The sequence below is a fragment of the Halomicronema hongdechloris C2206 genome, assembly GCF_002075285.3.
GTDB lineage: Bacteria > Cyanobacteriota > Cyanobacteriia > Phormidesmidales > Phormidesmidaceae > Halomicronema_B > Halomicronema_B hongdechloris.
Genome location: NZ_CP021983.2, coordinates 1,827,978 through 1,849,230, shown reverse-complemented (window position 1 = coordinate 1,849,230; position 21,253 = coordinate 1,827,978). Strand labels below are relative to the sequence as shown.

Sequence of the window (21,253 nt, the reverse complement as noted above, 5' to 3'; positions counted from 1 at the left end):
CCTGAAGGCACACCACCCATTGCCATCAAGCTCACCCTATGGTCAGCCATCCCCTCGATAGCGCCCTCTCCCCACTCCAGCATGACCTCCCTTGTGACGACGGTATCCCCAATCCAATACCATAACCTGCAATCGGATCTCCTGATCGAGAGATTACTCCTGGTTGTGCCGCCTGAGTTACTGGTGGGGACGTAGCGCAAGGTTGTCTGTTGTGGCTTGAGCTTGAAATCTCTGGCATCTCCCCAATATGGATGCGATATTAGAGGTAGTTTTAGGTCACGTCTGAAATCTCAGTATGCTGGAATGGGTGGCAGCCACAACAGGAATAGAGCTAGGCAAGCTAGTGCTAGAGCAGGTTCTCGATTTGAGTAAGCCTGTTCTTGAGGGGTATGTTCAAGATTTCTTTAAAGATTGCCTGAGTAGTGGAGTCAGCCGACTCAATGCCACAGCACTGAAAACACCGATGGCAGAAGCAGTTGGCTACTTTATCAAGCGATTTATTAAAGAGCTTCAGATTAACGACGTTCCCGAAACCAGTATTCAGCATCACTACAAAGCAGTAATCAAGAAGTTTGTGCAGGATAAGGCGGTGCGCCCCATTCTGGGAAAAGCTTTTGAGAAGGATTGTAAGCAAATTGATTACGGGCAGTTAGAGCAAATCTGGGCACAACAATATCAAGTTTCTGGATGGCAATTTCCTTTAGAAGAGTTTGATTGGCGGGGCATTTGCAAGGAATATGTGTATGAGGTCAAGGGCATTGTTAAAGCGAATCCAGAGTTGCGATCGCTGCTTGAAACCGATCTACTAGAAGACATTGCCCGCAATACCGCGCAACTCTCACCCGGCTTTGATGTTGAGACTTATCGAGCCAGTTTGCAGTCCAGCTATGGCTATCTGAAGCTATACACCCTTGACAGCACCGATCGCGTTGATGCCATCAAGCTCTGGGCAATGTTCATTGAGCAAACGGTGCGAGAAGCCTTGCCCCCAATGCGCTACGACCTGCCTCTGGACTTGAAACGACAATTGCAAGCCGAAGGACAACTTGCAGCAGATTTATCGCCTGAAGCCTTAGAGCGTTATCGTCACGAGTACTTTCAGCAACCCGCACGAAAGGTTTTAGAAGCGGTAGCAGATTCGCAACGGACGGTGATTTTAGGAGATCCAGGATCGGGTAAGTCGAGTCTGCTGCAATACCTAGCACTGGAATGGGTCGAAGGCAAGACAGAGAAACTACCGTTATTGATTGAGTTGCGGGAATTCGCCATCAATCCATCTGCGAACTTTCTCGAATTTCTCCATCAAGGTCGGGGTGTAGATTGGCAGTTTGATCAACATCAACTGCATCAGTATTTACTGGAGTCTCCTACCCTGGTGATGTTTGATGGTCTGGATGAGGTGTTCGATCGCGCCACCCAATCGACCGTCATTGACGATATTATTCGCTTTTCCCAGCAATATCCCAAAGCTCAGGTGCTGGTCACATCTCGCATCATTGGTTACAACCCCGATCGCCTTCAGCACAGCAGTTTTCGTCACTTCACAATTCAATCCCTCGATACCGACGAGATTCACGAGTTTATCGATCGCTGGTATGACTTATCAATGGGCAGCGATCCCGATAAAGTGCGGCTAAAACAGCGATTGAAAGATGCGATCGCCAATTCCAAAGCGATCTCCAACCTGGCAGACAATCCACTACTGCTGACGATGATGGCAATTCTGAATCGACGGCAGGAGTTACCCCGCGATCGCGCCGACCTCTATGACCAGGCTGCGCGGGTGTTGCTCTACCACTGGGATGTGGATCACAAGCGATTGCAGATTCCGATGGATGCGATCGGGCGGCGGGAGAAACAAGAGATGTTGCGCCTGATTGCCTATGAGATGCAGGCAGGGGAAGAGGGGCTGAAGGGTAATTTGATTAGTAGCGATCGCCTCACCCACATTTTGACCAAATATTTGCGCGATCAGGGTTTCAGTGAACCCCGCGAAAAAGCCAATCGGCTGATTCAACAACTGCGCGAACGTAACTTCATCCTCTGCTATCGCGGAGTCGACACCTACGGCTTCATGCACCGCACCTTTTTAGAATATTTTTGTGCGGTTGAAATTGTTCATCGCTTCGAGAAACAGCACACCCTCACCTTTGAACAACTACGCGATGATATATTCGGTCAACACTGGCAAGATGAAACCTGGCATGAAACTTTAAGACTTATAATTTTAATGATTAGTAGCGATTTTGCAGTTCAAGCTATAAATTTCCTATTGGGGCAAACTTACAGGCAAGAAGAGTATTCATTTCTAAGTGTTATTCTTGCTGCTGACTGCTTCCTCGAATCGAGAAACAGATGCATCTACAAAGATGCGGAATCAGACATTATTAAATCCCTCAAAGAACTAGCTCAATATAGTTTAGTCCCAGGAGATTACTGGGTATCTATAATTGAATTCCAACTAAGAGCAATAGACAGAATAGTGAAAATGCAGAAAGATCCTAAGGATAGCTTGCTCTGGCTAGATGAATTTGTTACGCGAGATCACGAATCACTAGTTAAAACTTCGGCTCTACGAATTATAGGGCAATACTTTTCTAATTTCTCAGAAGCAGTATGCATCCTAAAAAAACATTCTAAAGATAATAGAGATTCTCTGATTCGACGAGCTGCACTAGAAGAATTAATCCAAAGCTGTGTAGAAAACCCTGAAATCTTCAAGCTTTTGTGCGATCTTACAGTAGAAGATCCCTTTCAATCTGACACAGAGACACTAACGATTAATCCTCGTAAAATTGCTCTACGTGCTCTCCTTGAGCATTATTCCATCCATCCCAAAACTTTTGAATTGCTGCGCGATCGCGTCATCAACGATCCCGATGAGCAACTACGAGAATGGGCACAGGAGCAATTAAAAATGCAAAATGAAAAATTAGAAATGGAGGTCGAATAATATGCAACAGATTGTAGAAGCAGTTTATGAGAATGGGATCTTTCGTCCATTAAAAGTACCAGAGTTATCTGAAGGACAGGAAGTTCAGTTGATTGTTAAATCGCAAACCAAAATAAGACCAGAGCAAATGCTTCAGTTGGCGGCTGAAGTTTATGAAGGGTTTTCTGCTGAGCAGATTCAAGACGTTGAGCAAATTGCTTTAGAGCGTCAAAGTTTCTTTGAGGATTCACTGATTCAATGACCGTTTTACCTGCACTTCTGGATACGGATATTCTCTCTGCTATCCTGCGCCAGGATCCAGTTGTGATTCCGAAAGCTCAGGAGTACTTGGTCGCTCATGAACAGTTCACTTTCTCGATCATTACTCGATATGAGATTCTGCGTGGACTAAAAGCAAAAGGTGCAACAAAACAGCTTGCGGCATTCGATCTCTTCTGTGAGGTGAATATCATTTTGCTGCTGACTGATGAAATCATTATCAAAGCTTCTGACATCTACGCACTTTTGAGACAGCGAGGTGAACTGATTGGAGATGCAGACATCCTAATCGCTTCTACTGCTTTGGCTCAAGGATTATGTGTAATCACCAATAACCTCAGTCATTTTCAACGAATTCCTGAATTGCAAATTCAAAACTGGTTGCAACCATGATTAAAATCATGCTTCCCCCCAAAACGATCAAACCGCTGCGCAACAAAGCGGCTTATGACTTCGATGAGCAACTGCGAGAATGGGCACAGGAGCAATTGAAAATACACGATGCAAAAATAAAAACAGAGGCAAGTTCTAATGGCTGAGAATATTGTGAAAGTAGACATCTCATTTCAATCATTGCTGCAAGCAATTTCCTCACTAGACATTGCTGAAAAACATCAGCTTTGGGAACTTCTAGAAGCCGAGTTATTCCCCGATGATGAAGATTCGACCGAGGACATTGCTGAAATTCAGGCTGCCCGTGCTGACTACGAAGCAGGGGATTACATGACCTTTGATGAATACAAGGCAAAACGGGCAGAGCGATCGGCATGACCTACACCATCATCACACCGAAAGCTGTGCAAAAACAGCTAGATGCTTTGCCTGATGACGTTTACAATCGCATCGCTAAGAAGATTGAGCAACTTGCCGAAGATCCACGCCCTGATGGGGTGGTCAAGATGAAAGGTTCTGACAATGAGTACCGTATTCGTACAGGAAGTCCCCGCAGGGCTATCGCATCTAAACCTCATCTAGGTTGAAACCCGGAGTTTTTCCTCCTTAGGATCCAGATGAGATTTGACCCACAAGCGATCAGCGAGGGCAATCGGGTCGGCATTAATCCGTGCTTGAAAGCGATCAACCTGGGCGATTAAATCGGCTTCTTGGTCATAACACGTGTGATAGGTGACGTCCTCCCGCAACCAGTGCCACAGATGCTCGACGGGCATAAAATCAGGACTGTAGGCTGACAACCGCACAAGCCCGATGTCCAAGGTTTGAGCCGCCTCTCGCACGAGTTTGGCCCGATGATAGGGAGCCCCATCCCAGACCAGTTTAATGGGGACATCGGGAAACTCTACCCGCAATCGTTTGAGCACCTCGACGGTGTTCTCCTGTTTCGCCCGCTCGAAGGGCCAAATCCGAACCTGCCCCAGGTTGTAGAGATACAGTCCATAAAAGGAGACCTTCGCTAAGCCAGGGAACTGGAAGAAACCCAGAACCGCTGACCGCAAATGGACCAGCCATAGCCTTCATCGGTGTCGAGATGGACATGCGCCTCATCCAGATACACCACCAAACAGCGCTCATGCAGGGCGTCGTCTAATAGCTTCTCCAACGTTTTGAGAAAAGCCACTCGCTGCTCTGGATTTGCTTTATTCAACAGTTTTCGAGCCTTCTTCCAGGAAAAGCCTAATTCCTTGAGGAGTTTTCGCAAGGTCTCTCGACTGCAGTCGATGGCAAAGGTCTCTTTCACCCACCGCACGAGGCGTTTGAGGGTCCAGCGGGGAACCGGTTCCTCGCTGCGCTGCTGAGGGGGCGTGGCTGCTACGTCCAACGCATGCCGAAGGGTTTGGTCTATGCCGCGCTTGACCTCATCCGACAAAGGGGGGGATGACCTCCACTGCGCTGGTAGGTCAAGGCATCAGGGCCGTGAGCGTTATAGCGATGTACCCACTCCATCACCGTTTGCGGGTTCCGGTGACTCTGGTAGGCCACTTGAGTCGCACTGTCGCCTTGGGCAATTTCATAAATCGCCAGCAAGCGCTATGATGAATGCGAACGAATCTTGGACAGGTCTCTACCCTACCTTGGGTTCGCCTAAAACTCCAGGTCTCAAGTTGGACGAGGTTTACAGCCCAACGCTCCATCAGGCCATCTCCCCAGTAACGAGGGAATTTCAAAAACCACAGCAATAAGTTCGTCTTCAACAGGAACTGCTTCGTCTTTAAACAAAGCCAGCCTTGTTTAAACAGGCACTGGGTCGTCTTGAACAGGCACGGGTTTACAGTATTACAGTTATACAATTACAGTTACAGTAAAGTTTTTTACATCCATCAGAATCATTCCAATCCCAGCGTCTGCCCTCTATACTTAGTATTGCAATCAGGTTGCAATTATGGTTGCTTCAAATCATCAGCCCACGGACCAGGCTACCGATTGTCAAGTAAGTGACCTTCCGACCATTGAGGACGCTGATACTCTCAATCCTAAAATTAAGCAGCTTTTACGGGAATTTAAGCAGAAGCTGACTGCACTCTATGGCAAGCGGTTAGCCAGTTTAGTGCTGTATGGTTCGGTTGCTCGTCATGAGGAAACTGAGGAATCAGATGTAGATGTGTTGGTGGTGCTCAGAGATGAAACGATTTCCCACGGTGATGAAATTTTTCGCATGGCGGATGCTGGTTTAGCTATATTGCTTGACTATGATGAACTGATTTCCGTGATGCCAATAGCTCATAATGATTTTCTTTATCGTAATTCTCCACTACTTTGGAATGTCCGTCGAGAAGGCATCTTAGTATGAGTAGCGTTTCTCGACTTCTGAATCTGGCTGGAGAGGATTTAGAAACGTCTCAATTGCTTTCAGAAAATAAGCGCTATCGAGCCTGTGTTTCTCGTGCTCACTATGCAATGTATTATGCGACTCAGGCTTTATTGATACAGCAAATCACATTCTTCAACCTTCAGCATTCTGCGTTTGGGGTTAAATTTGCTATTGCGCCTTTTCATAACGCTAAGACCATAACTCAGTCTTAGCATACTGTGGGAATGCTGGTTGACTGACAAAACGTTAACGCGGGGCGGTTATAGACACGAAGTAGCTTCTCTCTGAGTAAACCGCTGCTATACAATCAAAATCGACCTGCGCCGACCATCTGATATCAAATCCGCTAAGACAACCAACATTAAGATGATTTATAACAACTGCAATACGTCATTCCGGGCAAGCGCAGCGCGACCCGGAATCCAGGTAGAGCGCTTTGGGCCTAGCTGAGATTTACGCCCTGGATTCCCGCTACGCCCTCCGGGCACACTCCGTGAGCCGTGGGAATGACAGATAAATGTTTTCCTAGGTGCAAAAATGGGAGAGGGGAACTGAGGGGGAGAGGGCAAACTTGCAAGACTGAGATGCTCCCGAATTCTCACGAATCCCGATTATGCGGCTGGCGAGGCTGGCGAAGAGGTTTAGAAATGATTTTTCTACCGCTTGCTGCTTGTCGTTTCTGCAAGTCATCACAAATATAGCAAGCCTAACTGAATTTAGAATGAGAATCACTTACAAAGCCTATAGTCTATGGGATGCTGTTCGAAATTCAACTGTGATTGCTATAGCCTTCAAATCATAATTGAATACTTTTGCATGTTCCTCTCGAATCCTGTAGATTTCCTCTAAAATCTCATCGTAGACGGTTTCACTCATGTGGAAGCTGGACAGTTGGCTTCATCTCAAGTCTTACTCCAACAAAAAAGCAAACAAGTCTTCGATTGTAAGCTGTAAATCAATTGCAAACGACGGGACAGGAATAACTTCATCTGGTTGATCCAATACGTCAGGTTCCTGTTTTGGACGGTAGACGAACACGGTTTTCTCATCCGGATCGATTAACCAACCCATTTGGGTTCCATGCCGCAGACAGTGAAGAATATTCTTCGTTACCTTTGTCTGGCTTTGATCAGGAGATAGGATTTCAATTGTCCAATCTGGCGTAGCAGGAAACGTGTTGGCAACCTCCCCATTTTCATCACGAGGAATTCGGTTCCAGAGAAACACTACAATGTCAGGGACAATTGAACGATCACCAAAGGTACAGCGCAGCTCAGGAAATGTACGAGCAATACGCTTAGATTTAACGACCCCATTGATAGCAGCGACAAGCTCCCCCTGAATCGCACTATGTTTCCCTTGGGGCATCGGTTTTTGAACAATTTGACCATCGATGTATTCACTTGCGGGTTTCGTCTCTGGTAAGCGTAAGAACTCTGCTAAAGTCAGTAGTTTAGATGGTGCCTGTACCATTTGGAGTTACCCTTCTATCTGCCAGATCGGAAACTAATCCCCATTCTATCTAGAAACTGAATGTAGTGTTATCCTGTGGCAGAGGACAGCAAATTGTTGAGGGCATTCCACTTTCATAATCTTCACTTCCAGAGCGTGAGAAGGGGAGCCGGAAACTTCGTATCGATAACCGGCAAAACAAAGACCGTTACTGCTCAACACAGCAACTGTCTCGGAGAAACGCTATTCAGTTAATTGTCAGGAGAATTTTGCTCCATCCTCACGCTGACGGTTGGCCCGGCGAGAGGGCGCAACGACTCTCCTAGGGCTGGTCTTCCACCGCAGACTTCCCTCTACCCCGACGGGCAAACCGCAGGCCCAGATCCTTCACCGCCGTATCCAGCCCCGCCCCCCGATGATTGGCCTTGGCGTAGTTATAAACCTATAGGGCGGCGGCGTAGGCCTCACTACCGACGGCCATGTAGGTATCGTCTAGAATGCCCAGGGCTTAAATCAGATGCACACACTCTGGTCAAAGAGATGCCACTGATTGACTATCCCGTCAGCGACGGTGGACTTTGCTGGTACTGATGTTTCTCACTGCATCCAAGTTACCCTGAAAGCACACCACCCATTGCCATCAAGCTCACCCCATGGTCAGCCATCCCCTCGATAGCGCCCTCCCCCCCACTCAGCATGACCTCCCCTGCGACGACGGTGTCCCCATGGAGACCCAACGCCATAAGCTGCAATCGGATCTCCTGATTGAGACCCTATACCCTTGGTTAGCCGGGCGACAGGATGGGTACGTAGGCGGCAACATGTTTCTCTACTACAGCCTGGCCCAAGTTCGTCATCAGGATTTCATCGGACCGGATGTATTCGTGGTCCTAGGCGTTCCCAAAGGAGAACGCAAAAGCTGGGTGGTGTGGGAAGAGGGCAAAGGCCCAGACGTTGTCATCGAGCTCCTATCAGACAGCACAGCTGTCGATGATAAAACCAGGAAAAAGCAGGTGTATGCCGAGCAAGTAAGAGTACCTGAGTATTTCTGGTTTGATCCATTTAATCCGCAAGAATGGGCCGGGTTTCGCCTGGTAGGTGGCTACTACGAGCCTTTAACCCTCAATGACGCTGGAGTCCTTGCCAGCCAACAGCTGGGCTTAGGATTAGTGCGTTGGCAAGGCTGCTACCAGACTGTGGATGCCGTTTGGCTGCGGTGGGTCACGGCTACGGGCGATCTACTGCCGACCCAGGCAGAACTGTTGCACCAGGAGCGCCAACGCTCGGCCCGATTGGCCGAACGGCTGAGAGCCCTCAGTGTTGACCCTGACGATGGGTAGATGTCAATGTCCCCGCCTCTGGCAGGCGATGCCGGGGGCAAGGGCGCCAACGATAGAATTGAAGAGTCTATCCGCTGTCGCTCCCCATGGCCAGTGCCGAGCTGAAACAGACCCTGCAAGACATCCTCCCCGACTTGATCGCCAACGATCCAGCCATCAGGGATTTTGTGCTGAGGACAGTGTCTGACTACTATGCTGGCAAAGTCGACACCGAAAGCCGGTTTGACCGTGTCTTAGCAGAACTGCAGCGCGATAGAGAAGACAACACGCGCCAGTGGCATGAACAACACCAGCATAATCGAGACGTCTTAGCAGAGTTGAAGCGTCATGATCAGCGTCATGACAGTACCATCGGGGCGTTGGGTTCCCGCTGGGGGCTCTATTCTGAAGCAAGTTTCCGTAATGCCCTTAAGGGCATCCTAGAAGAGTCCTTCGGGGTGCAGGTGTTGAATATTAACGATTTTGACGATACAGGCGAGGTATTTGGTCGGCCCGATCAGGTGGAGTTAGACATCATTATCAAAAACGGAGACGTGCTTATTTGTGAGATCAAGTCCTCCCTGAGTAAGGCAGATATGTATACCTGCGATCGCAAGACGACCTTTTATCAAAAGCACCACCAACGACCCGTTAGCCGCAAGCTAGTGATTTCACCCATGGTGGACGATCGCGCCTTGCCTGTAGCAGCGGCATTGGGAATCGAAGTGTATAGTTATGCCGATGCCGTGGAAAATCTTTAGCCGCCCAGGTTAAGTGATTGAGCTGCCATCTTGAGAAAGCACGCGAAAAGTTGACCTGACAAGCCTTAAATAGGGAAGACTAGCGTCTAGGTAAATAGCTGACTGAGGATAGGCACAGTTCCTCAACATCTGGACTCCCGCTGCTTCGGGAATGACGGGAGTGGTATCGTAACCGGCAAAACAAAGACCGTTACTGCTCAACACAGCAACGGTCTCGGCGGGGCTGTTGAGTTAATTGTCAGGAGAATTTTACCCTATCGTCAGAGGACACAACGCCTCTCCTAGGCCTCCACTGCAGGCCGCCGTCTCCCCTGACCGGCAAACCGGATGCCCAAATCCCTCACCGCCGTATCTAGCCCCGCCCCACTATTATTGGCCTTGGCGTAGCTGTAAACCGATAGGGCGGCGGCATAGGCCTCACTGCCGACGGCCATGTAGGTATCGTCTAGAATGATCGCATCCCTCCGCTTCATCATCCAAAAACAGCCATTCTTGAAGGGCGATCGCTCCCTCACGTACTGGCCACTGTTCAGTTAGGGCTCACACTACAATCTAGTTGAAGGCGTTATGTAGGTTGTTTCCTTGACTCAAGCCAACCTGAAAATTGTGACGTTTGCTGACTATCTCGCCTACGATGACGGGACAGATAGACGGTATGAGCTGACTTATGGGGATTTAATCGAGGTGCCGCCGGAATCGGATGAGAATGTCTTAATCTCGCGTGCGCTCGATCGCGCCTTTTCAGACATTGTTGGATTTCAACGGGTCAGAACGCATCAGCTTGCCCTTGAAGTGCTGGGACAGCCCAAGAATCGCTTTCCGGATCTCACCGTGCTGCGACCAGAGCACCTAGAGCAATTACAAGCCCTGGGGCAGTCTGCAATTACGTTGGAGATGGCTCCACCACTGCTGGTGGTGGAAGTGGTCAGCTCCGGAGCGGAAAGCCGCCGCCGCGACTATTTTGACAAGCGCAATCAGTACGAATGGCGAGGCATCCCGGAATATTGGATTGTTGATCCTCAAGAAGGTCGCGTGACAGTGTTGGCAATGGTTGAGGGCACGTATACGGAAACCGTATTTAATCAAGATGACACGGTTGTTTCACCGACGTTTTCCCAATGGCAATTGACGGTTGAGGAGATGTTTCACAAAATTCAACGCGACTAAAAATAAAAAATCTACGAGCTTCTATATCACTTTTTCATAGAGAAGACAACACGGGCCAGTGGCATGAGCAACACCAGCATAATCGAGACGTCTTAGCAGAGTTGAAGCGTCATGAGCAGCGTCATGACAGTACCATCGGGGCGTTGGGTTCCCGCTGGGGGCCCTATTCTGAGGCCAGTTTCCGCAATGCCCTCAAGGGCATCCTCGCGGAGTCCTGCGGGGGGCAGGTGTCCCCGCGTCCACCCTGTCGAATCAACCATCATCCGTCGCGATCCCCGCACTACAACAGAAGTGTGGATGTTTTCAGTCTGTGTACCTCTAGGGCTACTCCGTCATGCTCAAGCCTACGACTGATCCGGCTTACGACATTTTGCGATCGCAACGGCAACCCCTCAGCGCCCTCTTTGCCCCCGAGGCAGTAGCCGTCATCGGCGCCAGCGACCGCCCCGGTAGCGTTGGCCGCACCCTGCTGTGGAACTTGATTAGCAATCCCTTCGGCGGCACCGTGTTTCCGATCAACCCCAAACGGCGGAGTGTCTTAGGCATTCGAGCCTATCCCAGCCTCCAGGCCGTACCCGAAGCCGTCGATCTGGCCATCATCGCCACCCCCGCCGTCACCGTCCCCGGCGTCATCCAAGCATGCATCGATCATGGGGTCAAAGGGGCCATCGTCATCTCCGCCGGTTTCAAAGAGATCGGAGCCGAGGGCATCGCCCTAGAGCAGGCCATCAAAGCGAAACTGGCCCATAGCTCCCTGCGGCTAATCGGCCCCAACTGCCTCGGGGTGATGAATCCCCTGCAAGGGCTCAACGCCACCTTCGCCAGCACCTTGGCCCGCCCCGGCAACGTCGGCTTCATCAGCCAGAGCGGCGCCCTCTGCACCGCCGTGCTCGACTGGAGCCTGCAGGAAAATGTCGGCTTCAGCGCCTTTCTGTCCATCGGCTCCATGTTGGATGTGGACTGGGGCGACTTGATCTACTACCTGGGCGATGACCCCCGCACCCGCAGCATCGTCATCTACATGGAGAGCATCGGCAATGCCCGCTCCTTCTCCTATCGGCAGCCCGGGAAGTGGCCCTGACCAAACCCATCATCGTGATCAAGGCCGGTCGTACCGAAGCCGCCGCCCAGGCCGCCGCCTCCCACACCGGCTCCCTGGCCGGTAGTGATGCCGTCCTCCGATGCCGCCTTTCGCCGCTGCGGCGGCGTCCTGCGGGTGAACACGGATCTCGGAGCTGTTTAACCTGGCGGAAGTGCTGGGGAAAACAAAACCCCCTGCCCCAAGGCCCACGGCTGACGATCATCACCAATGGCCGGCGGCCCTGGGGTCTTAGCCCACCGACGCCTTGATCGCCACCGGCGGCCAGTTGACTACCCTTGGCCGGGAAACGGTGGACGGCCTTAGATCGGTTTCTGCCCCGGCCACTGGAGCCATGGCAACCCCCATCGACCATCCTCGGGGACGCCCGACCCCAAGCGCTATACCCAGACCTTTGAAACCGCCTGCCAAGAGCCCCAACCAGCGATGGCCTGATGGTGATCTTGACCCCCCAGGCCATGACCGACCCCACCGAAACCGCCGAGCACCTGAAGCAGGCGGTGCAGAGAGCCCAGAAACCCCTATTGGCCAGCTGGATGGGCGGGGGCTGAGGTCACCAATGGGGAAACCATTCTCACCGGGCCAGCATCGCCACTTACCGCTACCCTGACTCCGCCGCCCGTTTATTCAATTTCATGTGGCGCTACAGCTACAACTTGAAGGGCCTCTATGAAAACCCCGGCCCTGCTGCCGGAATCTGAGTTCGGTGTGCCGTCGATCGCTCCCAGGTGGTGGATGAGATCATCCAGGCGGCCCAGGCCCACCAGCGCATCCTGCTGACAGAGTTTGAATCGAAGCAGATCCTCAGTGCCTATGGCATTGCCACGGTGGCATCTCGCATCGCCCTAACGGCAGAGGAAGCGGTGGCATGGGCCGAGGCCATCGGCTATCCGGTGGTGGTGAAGCTGTTGTCCCAGACCCTGACCCATAAAACCGATGTGGGCGGGGTGAAGCTGAATCTGCAAGACCCGGCGGCGGTGCGGCAAGCCTTTGATGCGATCGCAACCACCGTGGCCGAGAAGGCTGGGGCCGAGCATTTTCAAGGGGTGACCGTGCAGCCCATGATCAACCGGGAAGACGGCTACGAAGTCATCGTCGGCAGCAGCCTGGATGTGCAATTCGGTCCGGTGATTCTGTTTGGGGCCGGGGGCCAACTGGTGGAGATCTTTAAAGATAGCGCCGTGGCCCTGCCGCCCCTGAATACCACCCTGGCCAGACGGCTGATGGAGCAGACCAAGATCTACCAAGCCCTGCAGGGAGTGCGCGGTCGTCCCCCCGTCGACCTGGCGGAGCTGGAGAAACTGCTGGTGCGCTTCAGTCAACTGATTCTAGAGCGGCCCCAGATCAAAGAAATCGACATCAACCCCCTACTGGTAGACGGCGTCCACAGCCGCTATCCCCTCCTGGCCCTAGATGCCCGCATTGCCCTGCATCCGGCGGATGTGGACCTGAGTACCCTACCCAAACCCGCCATCCGTCCCTATCCCAGTCAATACGTCAAGCCCTGGACGATGCGGGATGGCACCCCCGTCACCATTCGCCCCATCCGTCCCGAGGATGAACCGCTGATGGTGCAGTTTCACCAGACCCTCTCGGAACAGAGTGTCTATTTCCGCTACTTCCATTTGCTCAAGTTGAGCCAGCGCATCGCCCACGAACGCCTCACCCGCATCTGCTTCGTGGACTACGACCGGGAGATGGCCCTGGTCGTCGATTGCAAGGATCCAGCTACTCAACAGCATGAGGTGCTGGCCGCCGGCCGCCTCAGCCGTTTCCATGGTCACGACGAGGCGGAATTCGCCATGCTGGTCAGCGATCCTTACCAGCGCCAGGGGCTAGGCACAGAGTTGCTGTCGCAGCTGATTCAGATTGGCCGAGACGAACACCTGACCCGCATCACTGCCGAGATTTTGCATGAGAATAAGCCTATGCAGCGGGTCTGTGAGAAGGTGGGTTTTAAGCTGCGGCGCACCCCGGATGTGGTGAAGGCGGAATTGCGACTGACGGAGTAATCCTCATGCTCGCGTCTCCGTGGGTCCTTCCCTGGCTATTCATAATTTCCCCTGCCTAGGTAAAATGACCCACGCTACTCACTCCCCATCACCCCATCACCCCACCTCCCCGCCTTTCATTCCTTCATCCTTCATCCTTCATCCTTCATCCTTCATCCTTCATCCTTCCATCACCCCATCACTCCCCCACTCTCCCCTATCTCCCCCCGGGCTTAATCCGGCGATGGGCGGCTTCTGCTTGTAGTTCTTCTACGGTTTCCCATGCGATCGCACAGTCCTGGGAACTTTGTCCTTTCTCCTGACAGATGGACCGGGCATGGCGCACGGCTTCGGCGATCCGCTGGGCCAGCTCGGGCTGATTCGACGCCGCTATCGTTCCCCGCATGACCACATCGGTGACCGAGACCACCCCCAGCAATTCCCCATCTTTGATCACCGGAGCCCGCTGAATCCCAGCATCTGAAAAGACTTGAGCGATTTCTTGAATACTCAGATTCGGTTCAATGGCCACACAGGGCTGCCGCATCACGTCCTGTACAATCACCCGCTCCGGATCGTGGTCCCGAGCAATCACCTTGTAGACGATGTCGCGTTCGGTGACGATACCGAAGGGCATTTCGGCGCTGCGGCGGTTCACGATTAGCGATCGCACCTTCTGGGTTTGCATCAGTGCAATGGCATCCGCCACACTGGCTGAACTATCGATGGTGCAGACCTCGTTAGTCATGATGTCGGCCGCCGTCAACATAAATTTCTCCTGGGATGCTACTGGGCACTCATCACGGACACTCCTCTCGCACGAGCCATTGAGAATGTCCATGCCAACATAGGACGGGATATTTTCCCGACCAGCGTCGATTCCCCATGGTGGACTAGTCCGCCGTTAAATCCAAATTTTTGCTAGATCTCTTTAGGTTTTTGCCACATCCGTCAGGGCAAGCCGCCCTATTACTACTGCCTTGGCGCCCTAGATGTCCGTTTCCTAGGGGATAATCGCCGTTCCAACCACTTGATAATGCGCAGGATGATAATGGCCAACAGGGTGCCCATCAGGCTCAATGGCCACAGCCCCATCCCTGCTGCCACCCCCACCGCCGCCGAAATCCAGATGGCAGCGGCAGAGGTGAGCCCCCGCACCCGTTGCTCCCGTAGAATCGAGCCTGCCCCCACAAACCCCACGCCGGTGATAATGCCATCGAGGCTACGGGCGATAGTATTGGCATCTTGCTGCGCCAGCCCACTTTGTAGGGGAACCAGGATGAATAGAGCCGCCCCTAAACTCACCAGCATGTTGGTGCGCAGCCCAGCCGGTTTATTGTCATACTCGCGATCCCAACCAATGGCTGCCCCCAACCCGATAGCGAGCAGCAATCGACCCAAGCTCTCAAGCCAAGGGATGGGGGTGAGGGAAATCATAGGGTAAGCATCCGTTTTCAACATCCTTCTGCACTGGTGATCCCGTCGCCGGCATTATCCAAACTGGCCTGGGGCTGGCGTTTTGCAAGTTAGCGATAGAAGCCCATGGCGGCCAAATTCTGGTGGCAGACAATCAGCCTCAGGGCACCATCGTCACCATCGTGCTATAGAACCCAGACTATCCAAAGGGTCAGGGAACCTGCCCCCTACAGCATCCGAAATCTGGTAAGGGCGCGGTTTCCGCGCCCAATGCAGAATCTTTTGTCAGTCAACCAACCTTGACCCAGTCTAGAGCCTGGAGGTTTTTGCAAAGAATGACCTTCAGACTATCAGCTGCAGGGGGTATGAATTTAGCCTATAACTCTAGTTATAAAAGAAATTGATTGATTCAAAAAATACTTTTATCCACCATAACTTTAGATCACTTGAGGATGTATATCGATTTACAGATAGAGTCTTGAATTAGTGAATAAATGATTCCAACATCGAGTTAATTTATCGTGCATATGAAGCTTAAATTAGGCTGGCAGAAGAGACTACTAGCGTCAGGCTTTCTAATTAGTTCTGTAATGTTTGTGGGAGCTTGTTCTGATCCTGGTGCGAACTCAGGAGCCGAGGAGGCAAGCTCTGAAAGCCTCTCTGGGGAAGTGCTTCGGGTCGCAATTGGCACCCAGGATCAGGTAATCAACACTGCGGTTGGTGGCGCCACTGTACGGGAATTGGGACTGCTAGAAAAACATTTACCCACCACTGGAAAATATGAAGGGGTCGAATACGACATGCAATGGTCGAGCTATACATCTGGGCCACCGATCACGAATAAAATGCTGGCGGATCAAATTGATATTGGTCTCATGGGTGATTTTCCGGCGGTGATTAATCTGATCAAATTCCAGCAGGAAGCTGACGATGCTGATTCTATTTATATCGGTACACTAGCCTATAGCCCTAACGGTGCTGGCAATGCAGTTGTTGTTCCTAAAGATAGTGAAGCCACCTCATTGGCAGATCTCGAAGGGGGGACGATTTCAGTGCCCTTTGGCTCAGCGGCTCACGGCATGGTGCTCAAGGCCTTAGATGACGTTGGCATCAATCCCGAAACCGATGTCACGCTCATCAGTCAGGCCCCAGAGGTCGGCGGGTCGAGCCTGCGCACGGGTCAGATTGATGCCCATGCTGACTTTGTTCCTTTCGGTGAGCTATTTCCCTTCCGCGGTTTTGCCAAGAAAATCTTTGACGGTGCCCAAACCGGAGTCCCCACTCTCCATGGCATTACGGTGCGCTCTGATTTTGCCGAGGAGCACCCTGAAATTGTCGTGGCTTACCTCAAGGCAGTGCTAGAGGCGAACCAAATCTTCCGGGAAAGTCCCGAAGAAATCTCGGCCAACATCGAGGAATGGTCGGGCATCGAGAAGGAGGTCGTTTACATGTTCTTGGGGCCTTCTGGGTTACAGCCCCTCGACCCCACTATTCGCGAAGTCCATGTGGAGGCCCTGAAAAACAGCATTGCCACCCTTACTAGTCTGGGCAAGATCGAAAATCCGGTTGACCCGGCTGAAGTCACCAACTGGATTGATGAAAGCTATCTACAGCAGGCCATGGAAGAGATGGACTTGGTTTACGATGAGGTGATCGCCACCGCTGAGGCCTATCAAATTACCGGTGAAGATGCCCTGACTGGCGAAGCCATCGAAGATCCGAAGTTAGCGGCTCAGTATTGGGTTCAGGGCGAGGAAACCGTCACCAACTTTGCCTCGATTGGCAACATGTTAGAAGCCCTGGCTGCGCTGCAAGCAGAAGGCAAGGCGGCTGATGTCATGTTTGTCCATGACCGCAACAATGGCTGGAAGCTGTTTGCAGAAAACTCTTACTACGTCAGCAACGGTGATGAAGTATCGGCCTTCTTACTAGAGTCTGATGCGCAGGCCTATGCCGCTGAAACCGGGGGCCAGATGATGGCGTTTCGAGGGTTGCAAGATCGCTATGCTAAGGGTCGCCAGCCTACCCTGGTAGGAGCCTTAGTGGGAGGTCGGCGCTAACTTGAGTCAGCCATTGAGTCTGATTACAGCACCCAGCCAGGAAATGCTGTAGCCGACCATCTACGGAGAATGTGCATCACTACTGCCCTATGGAATACAGACGGGCACTTCACTAACTGCGTAAGGTGGCTGCTAATGGTCATCCGGCTTGGTGGACCTAACGCTATCTAAGGACGGCGTTAGGTCGTTGCCCCTGGGATGAACGGATGTGCTCTGCTGGAGAGGAAGACCCTATGGCAGTTATGACTTCGAAGGCGACACGGCAGTCGCGGCGGGGCTGGCGTTATCAAACGGCCATGGCTTTGAGGGCGTTGTTTTTTGCCAATCGTTCAGCGCGGCGCCTGCTGGCCTTAGTGATTTTCTTTGGCGGCTGGCAGTTTCTATGCAACATCGGCTTCAGCTTTTTCGTAAATTTTCAGCTGATACCGTCTCCGCTGCAGGTGTTGAAAGCCACGCTGACCTTTTTCACCACTGACCCGTGGGTTCACTTTCGCTCGAGTATTCAGCGGGTCATGATTGGCTATGCCGTGGCCTCATGCCTGGGCATCATTCTAGGGGTGCTGGCGGGCTGGTTCGAGAAGGTTGAAGATTTGCTGATGCCTCCGTTGGAGCTGCTGCGGCCGATTCCAGCAGTGGCCTGGATTCCCCTGGCAATTTTGATGTTTCCGAATGCAGAGAGTGGCATGGTTTATATCACCTTTGTGGGGGCGTTTTTCCCGGTGTTGATTAGCACCATTCGTGGGGTGGAGAGCATTCTCAGTGACACGGTGTTGATTCGGGTGGGGCAGTGTTTAGGGGCAAGATCCTGGCATATTTTCAAAGATATTGTTTTGCCTGGCTCCCTACCCAGTATCGCCAGTGGTCTTACCATCGGCATGGGCAATGCCTGGTTTTGTTTAGTCACCGCTGAAATCTTGGCGGGGCGTTACGGCATTGGCTATATCACCTGGGAATCTTACGTCACCTCGAACTATCCACCGATTGTCATGGGCATGTTGCTGATTGGCTTGATGGGGGCAATCAGCTCTTGGGCTGTCAATCGCACCATGGCTGCCCTCATGCCTTGGCGGGTGATTAAAAAGCAAGATGCCTGAGGGTTGGCGGCGTTGGCTAGCTCAGACTGCCGCTTGATCTGGCTAACCTCAGCCCATGTTCCCTGCCAATTTGTCGCGTTAGGTTGGAAAAATCATGTTGATGCAACAGTTGCAGCAAACGCAGAGTGTTAAGGGGTCTGTGCAAGTGGAGGGGCTGTCAGTCACCTTCAGACGGAAGGGACACATCAATCATGTGCTCGATGCTATTAACCTCAGTATTCAACCGGGGGAATTTGTCTGCTTGTTAGGGCCGTCTGGCTGTGGCAAGTCTACCCTACTCAATGGCATTGCCGGTTTTCTCAAGCCCTCGGAGGGCTACATTTTGGTAGACCAACAGCCGGTTTGTCGACCGGGGGCCGACCGGGGGTTTGTCTTCCAGCAGTATTCGTTGTTGCCCTGGAAAACGACGTTTCAGAATATTGAGTTGGGCCTCAAGATCCGTGGCATGGCTAAGGCTGAGCGCACTGAGTTGGTCAATGACTACCTGAATCGGGTGGGGCTCTATCGCTATCGCCATAGCTATCCGGCCCAGCTGTCGGGGGGAATGCAGCAACGAGCTAGCATTGTCCGGGCTTTGGTAAATTCGCCATCGGTGTTGTTGATGGATGAGCCCTTTGCCGCCCTCGATGCCCAAACCCGCCACATGATGCAGGAGCTACTGCTCGATATCTGGAGTGATTTGAAAACTACGGTGATTTTTGTCACCCACGACATTGAGGAGGCAATTTTCCTGTGCGATCGCATCTTCATCATGGGAGTACATCCAGGGCATATTAAAGCCGAGATCCCGATTCATCTGCGTCGCCCCCGCCATTTTGATGACACCCTCTCCCCTGATTTTATGACGTTGCATCGGCAGGTATTTGACTGCATTCGGGAAGAGACCCTCAAAAGCATGGAGGCCGCCTAAAGAGACGCCACCGCCCGCTGCAAAAATTCCGGCTGCATCCAGTGATTCAGATTCATCTGGCCTAGATACTCATGGCCGGCAATGTGCTGGAGCTGGTTGACATGTTCACTGACCCAGTCAGCACGGATATGAGTCTCTGGGAAAAACACGCCCTGGGTATAGTCACTGGCGCCGGTGAGTAAGGTCTTCGACACGATGGCCGCATCTAAATTGACCCAGCGGCTGACCAGGGTTGCGGCCATTGGTGTGGTGGCATACCAATACTGGGCCGCCAGCAACGCCTGCAAGTAGGCCACCACCACCTCAGGATATTGACTGGCCAACTCTTGCTGCACCACGATGCCGTGGAAGGTCGGCAGGCCATCTAAGTTGTCTTCCAGCAGTCGACGACACTGTCCCTTGTGCTTGGCGATTTCATGGAACGGTGCAAAGTAGGCATAGCCATCTACTTGCCCCAAATCGCTAATTAGCCGTTGCGGATTGAGGTTGTCAATGGAGGTGAGCCTAACCTGCTCCAACAAATTTTTATGGTGTAGCGATCGCATCACCATGCTGTGGGCAGCAGAACTAAACGGCACCGCAATCACCCGGCCCTCGAGGTCTTCGATACGGCTAAGGTGGGAGCGATGGGGCACAATGATGTCATTGCCGGTACCGTCGGGATTACTAGCCACGAAGCTAATCAGACAGGTGTTGGCATCAGTCCCCTGGGGGGGCATGGCACTCAATAGGAGCGGGTAGTCCCCCAAGACCCCGATATCAATTTGCTTCGACGCCAACCCAGCCACAATGGGGGCCCCTGAGGTGTAGTCCCACCAGCGAATCTGATACTGGGTGCCCCTGTAGCGACCCTGCTGAGGTAAGAAGTGCTCTAGCAGCCCCAGCCGTTGAATAATTAGCCCCGCCGTTACCGTTTGGATAGTGCGATTTTGAGTGCCAATCGTGAGCGTGAGGGTGTCACCAGGCTGGCTCGACCGGGGCCGCCTGATGAAGTGGGGGGCTTGAAACCGGGCCGGAGGCGGTGGAGTAGAGTCTGTCGCCGCAGTCTGCCGCTGGGGAGCTGGGGGCGACTGCCGCTGATGCAGCAGGGTGATGAACTGGCGAATTGGCTCTAGGGCCTGGCGACCTCGAAAGGGAATAGGCTGTTGGGCTAAGGCCCGGGCTAGGCGTTTCGACATCAGCAGAAACAGCGGTGTTCCCAAGGCAAATTCTTCTAGGGCGATGGCCTGAATTAAGCCGGCTTGTTGCTCAATTTGCAAGTCAACGTCGGCAATAAAGCTAAGATAATGCCCCTGCAGCACATAGGTCCGCACCAAGCCAGGGGCATCGACAATTTCGACCTGGGTGAAGTCAGCCAGGCTTAGGCCCAGCTCCCGCAGGCGTTTCTCAAAGATGATGCGACTGGGGCTGCCGTCAGGTAATAGCACCCAGGGTTGATGCAGCAGTTCCTTCAAGCTCAACCATGGCTGCTGAGCCAGCCGATGATTCCTGGAGGCAATCAGGGAGTAGTGAATGGTATCGATCACCGTCTCCGATAGATCGTCAAACTCGGAAAAGCTCAGATCTGAAAAGCCAAGGTCGGCATCGCCATTTTTGATGGCACGATATAACTTTTCTGCGGATTCAAACTGGCAGCAACGGGTCTGCACACTTGGCCATTGCCGACGATACTCAAACAGCACTGAGGGTAGCCAGTGATTATTGAGTTCAGCCATGCAGCCAATTTTTAGCGTGCTGAACTTCCCCTGCTTTATATCTTCAATTTCAGCGATGAGTTGAGCCTCTAAGTCAACTAGATAAGGAGCTTCTTCTAACAGATACTGCCCCACCTGAGTCAGTTCAATTCGCCGCCCTAGGCGATTGAACAGGGGAGTATCCAGATCAGCTTCTAAAGACTTGATTTTGGCGCTAACGGCGGGCTGGGTTAAATTTAGAGCAGTGGCGGCTTCCGTGAAGCTAAGGCACCGTGCCACTTCTAAAAACACCTTAAGCTGGTAAATTTCCAC

23 protein-coding genes and 2 pseudogenes are annotated in these 21,253 nt (G+C 52.2%); 17 read left to right on the top strand and 8 right to left on the bottom strand.

Going from position 1 to position 21,253, the window contains the following annotated elements:
- The first annotated feature begins 295 nt into the window (after nt 1–295).
- The 6 genes from XM38_RS08400 to XM38_RS08380 are packed head-to-tail and all read left to right on the top strand — an operon-like array spanning nt 296 to nt 4,191.
- On the top strand, nt 296–2,953 hold the full coding sequence (locus XM38_RS08400; protein WP_080811325.1) for an NACHT domain-containing protein: 2,658 nt from the start codon (nt 296–298) through the stop codon (nt 2,951–2,953).
- Nucleotide 2,954: 1 nt separating this feature from the next.
- Nucleotides 2,955–3,194 (top strand): antitoxin family protein, encoded by a 240-nt coding sequence (locus tag XM38_RS08395; protein ID WP_080811326.1) that lies wholly within the window; start codon nt 2,955–2,957, stop codon nt 3,192–3,194.
- The gene (locus XM38_RS08390; protein ID WP_080811327.1) at nt 3,191–3,604 is read left to right on the top strand and encodes a type II toxin-antitoxin system VapC family toxin; all 414 of its coding nucleotides are present in this window, start codon (nt 3,191–3,193) and stop codon (nt 3,602–3,604) included. Before XM38_RS08395 ends, XM38_RS08390 begins: the two co-directional genes overlap by 4 nt.
- On the top strand, nt 3,601–3,750 hold the full coding sequence (locus XM38_RS25855) for a hypothetical protein (RefSeq protein ID WP_187329333.1): 150 nt from the start codon (nt 3,601–3,603) through the stop codon (nt 3,748–3,750). Before XM38_RS08390 ends, XM38_RS25855 begins: the two co-directional genes overlap by 4 nt.
- Nucleotides 3,743–3,982 carry a hypothetical protein gene (locus XM38_RS08385; protein ID WP_080811329.1) on the top strand — a complete coding sequence of 80 codons (240 nt, stop codon included), beginning with the start codon at nt 3,743–3,745 and terminating at the stop codon, nt 3,980–3,982. Before XM38_RS25855 ends, XM38_RS08385 begins: the two co-directional genes overlap by 8 nt.
- The gene (locus XM38_RS08380) at nt 3,979–4,191 is read left to right on the top strand and encodes a type II toxin-antitoxin system RelE family toxin (protein ID WP_080811330.1); all 213 of its coding nucleotides are present in this window, start codon (nt 3,979–3,981) and stop codon (nt 4,189–4,191) included. Before XM38_RS08385 ends, XM38_RS08380 begins: the two co-directional genes overlap by 4 nt.
- Here XM38_RS08380 and XM38_RS08375 read toward each other — a convergent pair.
- From XM38_RS08375 to XM38_RS28805, 3 genes are read right to left on the bottom strand one after another with little or no spacing between them, the layout of a single operon-like run.
- Nucleotides 4,183–4,665: a transposase gene (locus XM38_RS08375; protein WP_187329332.1), complete on the bottom strand. Its 483-nt coding sequence runs from the start codon at nt 4,663–4,665 to the stop codon at nt 4,183–4,185. The genes XM38_RS08380 and XM38_RS08375 overlap by 9 nt on opposite strands.
- Nucleotides 4,623–4,988 carry a winged helix-turn-helix domain-containing protein gene (locus tag XM38_RS08370; RefSeq protein ID WP_187329331.1) on the bottom strand — a complete coding sequence of 122 codons (366 nt, stop codon included), beginning with the start codon at nt 4,986–4,988 and terminating at the stop codon, nt 4,623–4,625. Before XM38_RS08370 ends, XM38_RS08375 begins: the two co-directional genes overlap by 43 nt.
- Nucleotides 4,989–5,008: 20 nt before the next feature.
- Entirely contained in the window at nt 5,009–5,194 is a 186-nt protein-coding gene (locus tag XM38_RS28805; protein WP_080811337.1) for a helix-turn-helix domain-containing protein, read from the bottom strand.
- A gap of 355 nt (nt 5,195–5,549) precedes the next feature.
- Here XM38_RS28805 and XM38_RS08360 point away from each other — a divergent pair, with 355 nt between their 5' ends.
- Nucleotides 5,550–5,957 carry a nucleotidyltransferase family protein gene (locus tag XM38_RS08360; protein WP_080811338.1) on the top strand — a complete coding sequence of 136 codons (408 nt, stop codon included), beginning with the start codon at nt 5,550–5,552 and terminating at the stop codon, nt 5,955–5,957.
- Nucleotides 5,954–6,190 carry a HEPN domain-containing protein gene (locus XM38_RS08355; RefSeq protein ID WP_080811340.1) on the top strand — a complete coding sequence of 79 codons (237 nt, stop codon included), beginning with the start codon at nt 5,954–5,956 and terminating at the stop codon, nt 6,188–6,190. The genes XM38_RS08360 and XM38_RS08355 overlap by 4 nt, the downstream gene beginning before the upstream one ends.
- A gap of 697 nt (nt 6,191–6,887) precedes the next feature.
- On the opposite strand, the gene XM38_RS08350 is transcribed toward XM38_RS08355, so the two are convergent.
- Nucleotides 6,888–7,451, bottom strand: coding sequence for a Uma2 family endonuclease (locus XM38_RS08350; RefSeq protein ID WP_080811342.1), 564 nt, complete (start codon nt 7,449–7,451; stop codon nt 6,888–6,890).
- 632 nt (nt 7,452–8,083) lie between these two features.
- Here XM38_RS08350 and XM38_RS08345 point away from each other — a divergent pair.
- Together XM38_RS08345 and XM38_RS08340 are read left to right on the top strand one after the other, a co-directional pair.
- Nucleotides 8,084–8,770 carry a Uma2 family endonuclease gene (locus tag XM38_RS08345; RefSeq protein ID WP_080811344.1) on the top strand — a complete coding sequence of 229 codons (687 nt, stop codon included), beginning with the start codon at nt 8,084–8,086 and terminating at the stop codon, nt 8,768–8,770.
- Nucleotides 8,771–8,856: 86 nt separating this feature from the next.
- Entirely contained in the window at nt 8,857–9,510 is a 654-nt protein-coding gene (locus XM38_RS08340; RefSeq protein WP_080811346.1) for a PD-(D/E)XK nuclease family protein, read from the top strand.
- A 281-nt stretch (nt 9,511–9,791) separates the two neighbouring features.
- Here XM38_RS08340 and XM38_RS08335 read toward each other — a convergent pair whose 3' ends face one another.
- The gene (locus tag XM38_RS08335) at nt 9,792–9,986 is read right to left on the bottom strand and encodes a hypothetical protein (RefSeq protein WP_137455048.1); all 195 of its coding nucleotides are present in this window, start codon (nt 9,984–9,986) and stop codon (nt 9,792–9,794) included.
- 106 nt (nt 9,987–10,092) lie between these two features.
- Between XM38_RS08335 and XM38_RS08330 the strand changes: the two genes are divergently transcribed.
- The 3 genes and pseudogenes from XM38_RS08330 (at nt 10,093) to XM38_RS28795 (ending at nt 13,788) form a co-directional block, all read left to right on the top strand.
- Nucleotides 10,093–10,677 carry a Uma2 family endonuclease gene (locus XM38_RS08330; protein WP_080811349.1) on the top strand — a complete coding sequence of 195 codons (585 nt, stop codon included), beginning with the start codon at nt 10,093–10,095 and terminating at the stop codon, nt 10,675–10,677.
- A gap of 2 nt (nt 10,678–10,679) precedes the next feature.
- Nucleotides 10,680–11,099, top strand: a complete 420-nt coding sequence (locus XM38_RS28800; protein WP_080811380.1) for a DUF3782 domain-containing protein — start codon at nt 10,680–10,682, stop codon at nt 11,097–11,099.
- Nucleotides 11,012–13,788, top strand: a pseudogene (locus tag XM38_RS28795) (bifunctional acetate--CoA ligase family protein/GNAT family N-acetyltransferase). The gene XM38_RS28800 and the pseudogene XM38_RS28795 overlap by 88 nt, the downstream one beginning before the upstream one ends.
- 196 nt (nt 13,789–13,984) lie before the next feature.
- Here the strand turns inward: XM38_RS28795 and XM38_RS08315 are convergent.
- Both XM38_RS08315 and XM38_RS08310 read right to left on the bottom strand, forming a co-directional pair.
- Nucleotides 13,985–14,536: a CBS domain-containing protein gene (locus XM38_RS08315; protein WP_187329330.1), complete on the bottom strand. Its 552-nt coding sequence runs from the start codon at nt 14,534–14,536 to the stop codon at nt 13,985–13,987.
- Between the two features lie 203 nt (nt 14,537–14,739).
- A complete protein-coding gene (locus XM38_RS08310; protein ID WP_088431589.1) occupies nt 14,740–15,204 on the bottom strand; it encodes an MgtC/SapB family protein in 465 nt (154 codons plus the stop codon).
- A gap of 35 nt (nt 15,205–15,239) precedes the next feature.
- On the opposite strand from XM38_RS08310, the pseudogene XM38_RS28790 reads away from it, so the two are divergent.
- The 4 genes and pseudogenes from XM38_RS28790 to XM38_RS08290 form a co-directional block, all read left to right on the top strand.
- Nucleotides 15,240–15,374, top strand: a pseudogene (locus XM38_RS28790) (ATP-binding protein); the annotation flags it as partial.
- Between the two features lie 336 nt (nt 15,375–15,710).
- Complete coding sequence (locus XM38_RS08300) at nt 15,711–17,243, top strand: ABC transporter substrate-binding protein (RefSeq protein WP_080811353.1); 1,533 nt, start codon at nt 15,711–15,713, stop codon at nt 17,241–17,243.
- A 296-nt stretch (nt 17,244–17,539) separates the two neighbouring features.
- Nucleotides 17,540–18,337: an ABC transporter permease gene (locus XM38_RS08295; RefSeq protein ID WP_225889452.1), complete on the top strand. Its 798-nt coding sequence runs from the start codon at nt 17,540–17,542 to the stop codon at nt 18,335–18,337.
- Nucleotides 18,338–18,431: 94 nt separating this feature from the next.
- Entirely contained in the window at nt 18,432–19,247 is an 816-nt protein-coding gene (locus tag XM38_RS08290) for an ABC transporter ATP-binding protein (RefSeq protein WP_080811355.1), read from the top strand.
- Here the strand turns inward: XM38_RS08290 and XM38_RS08285 are convergent.
- A complete protein-coding gene (locus tag XM38_RS08285) occupies nt 19,244–21,253 on the bottom strand; it encodes a LysR family transcriptional regulator (RefSeq protein WP_080811356.1) in 2,010 nt (669 codons plus the stop codon). The genes XM38_RS08290 and XM38_RS08285 overlap by 4 nt on opposite strands.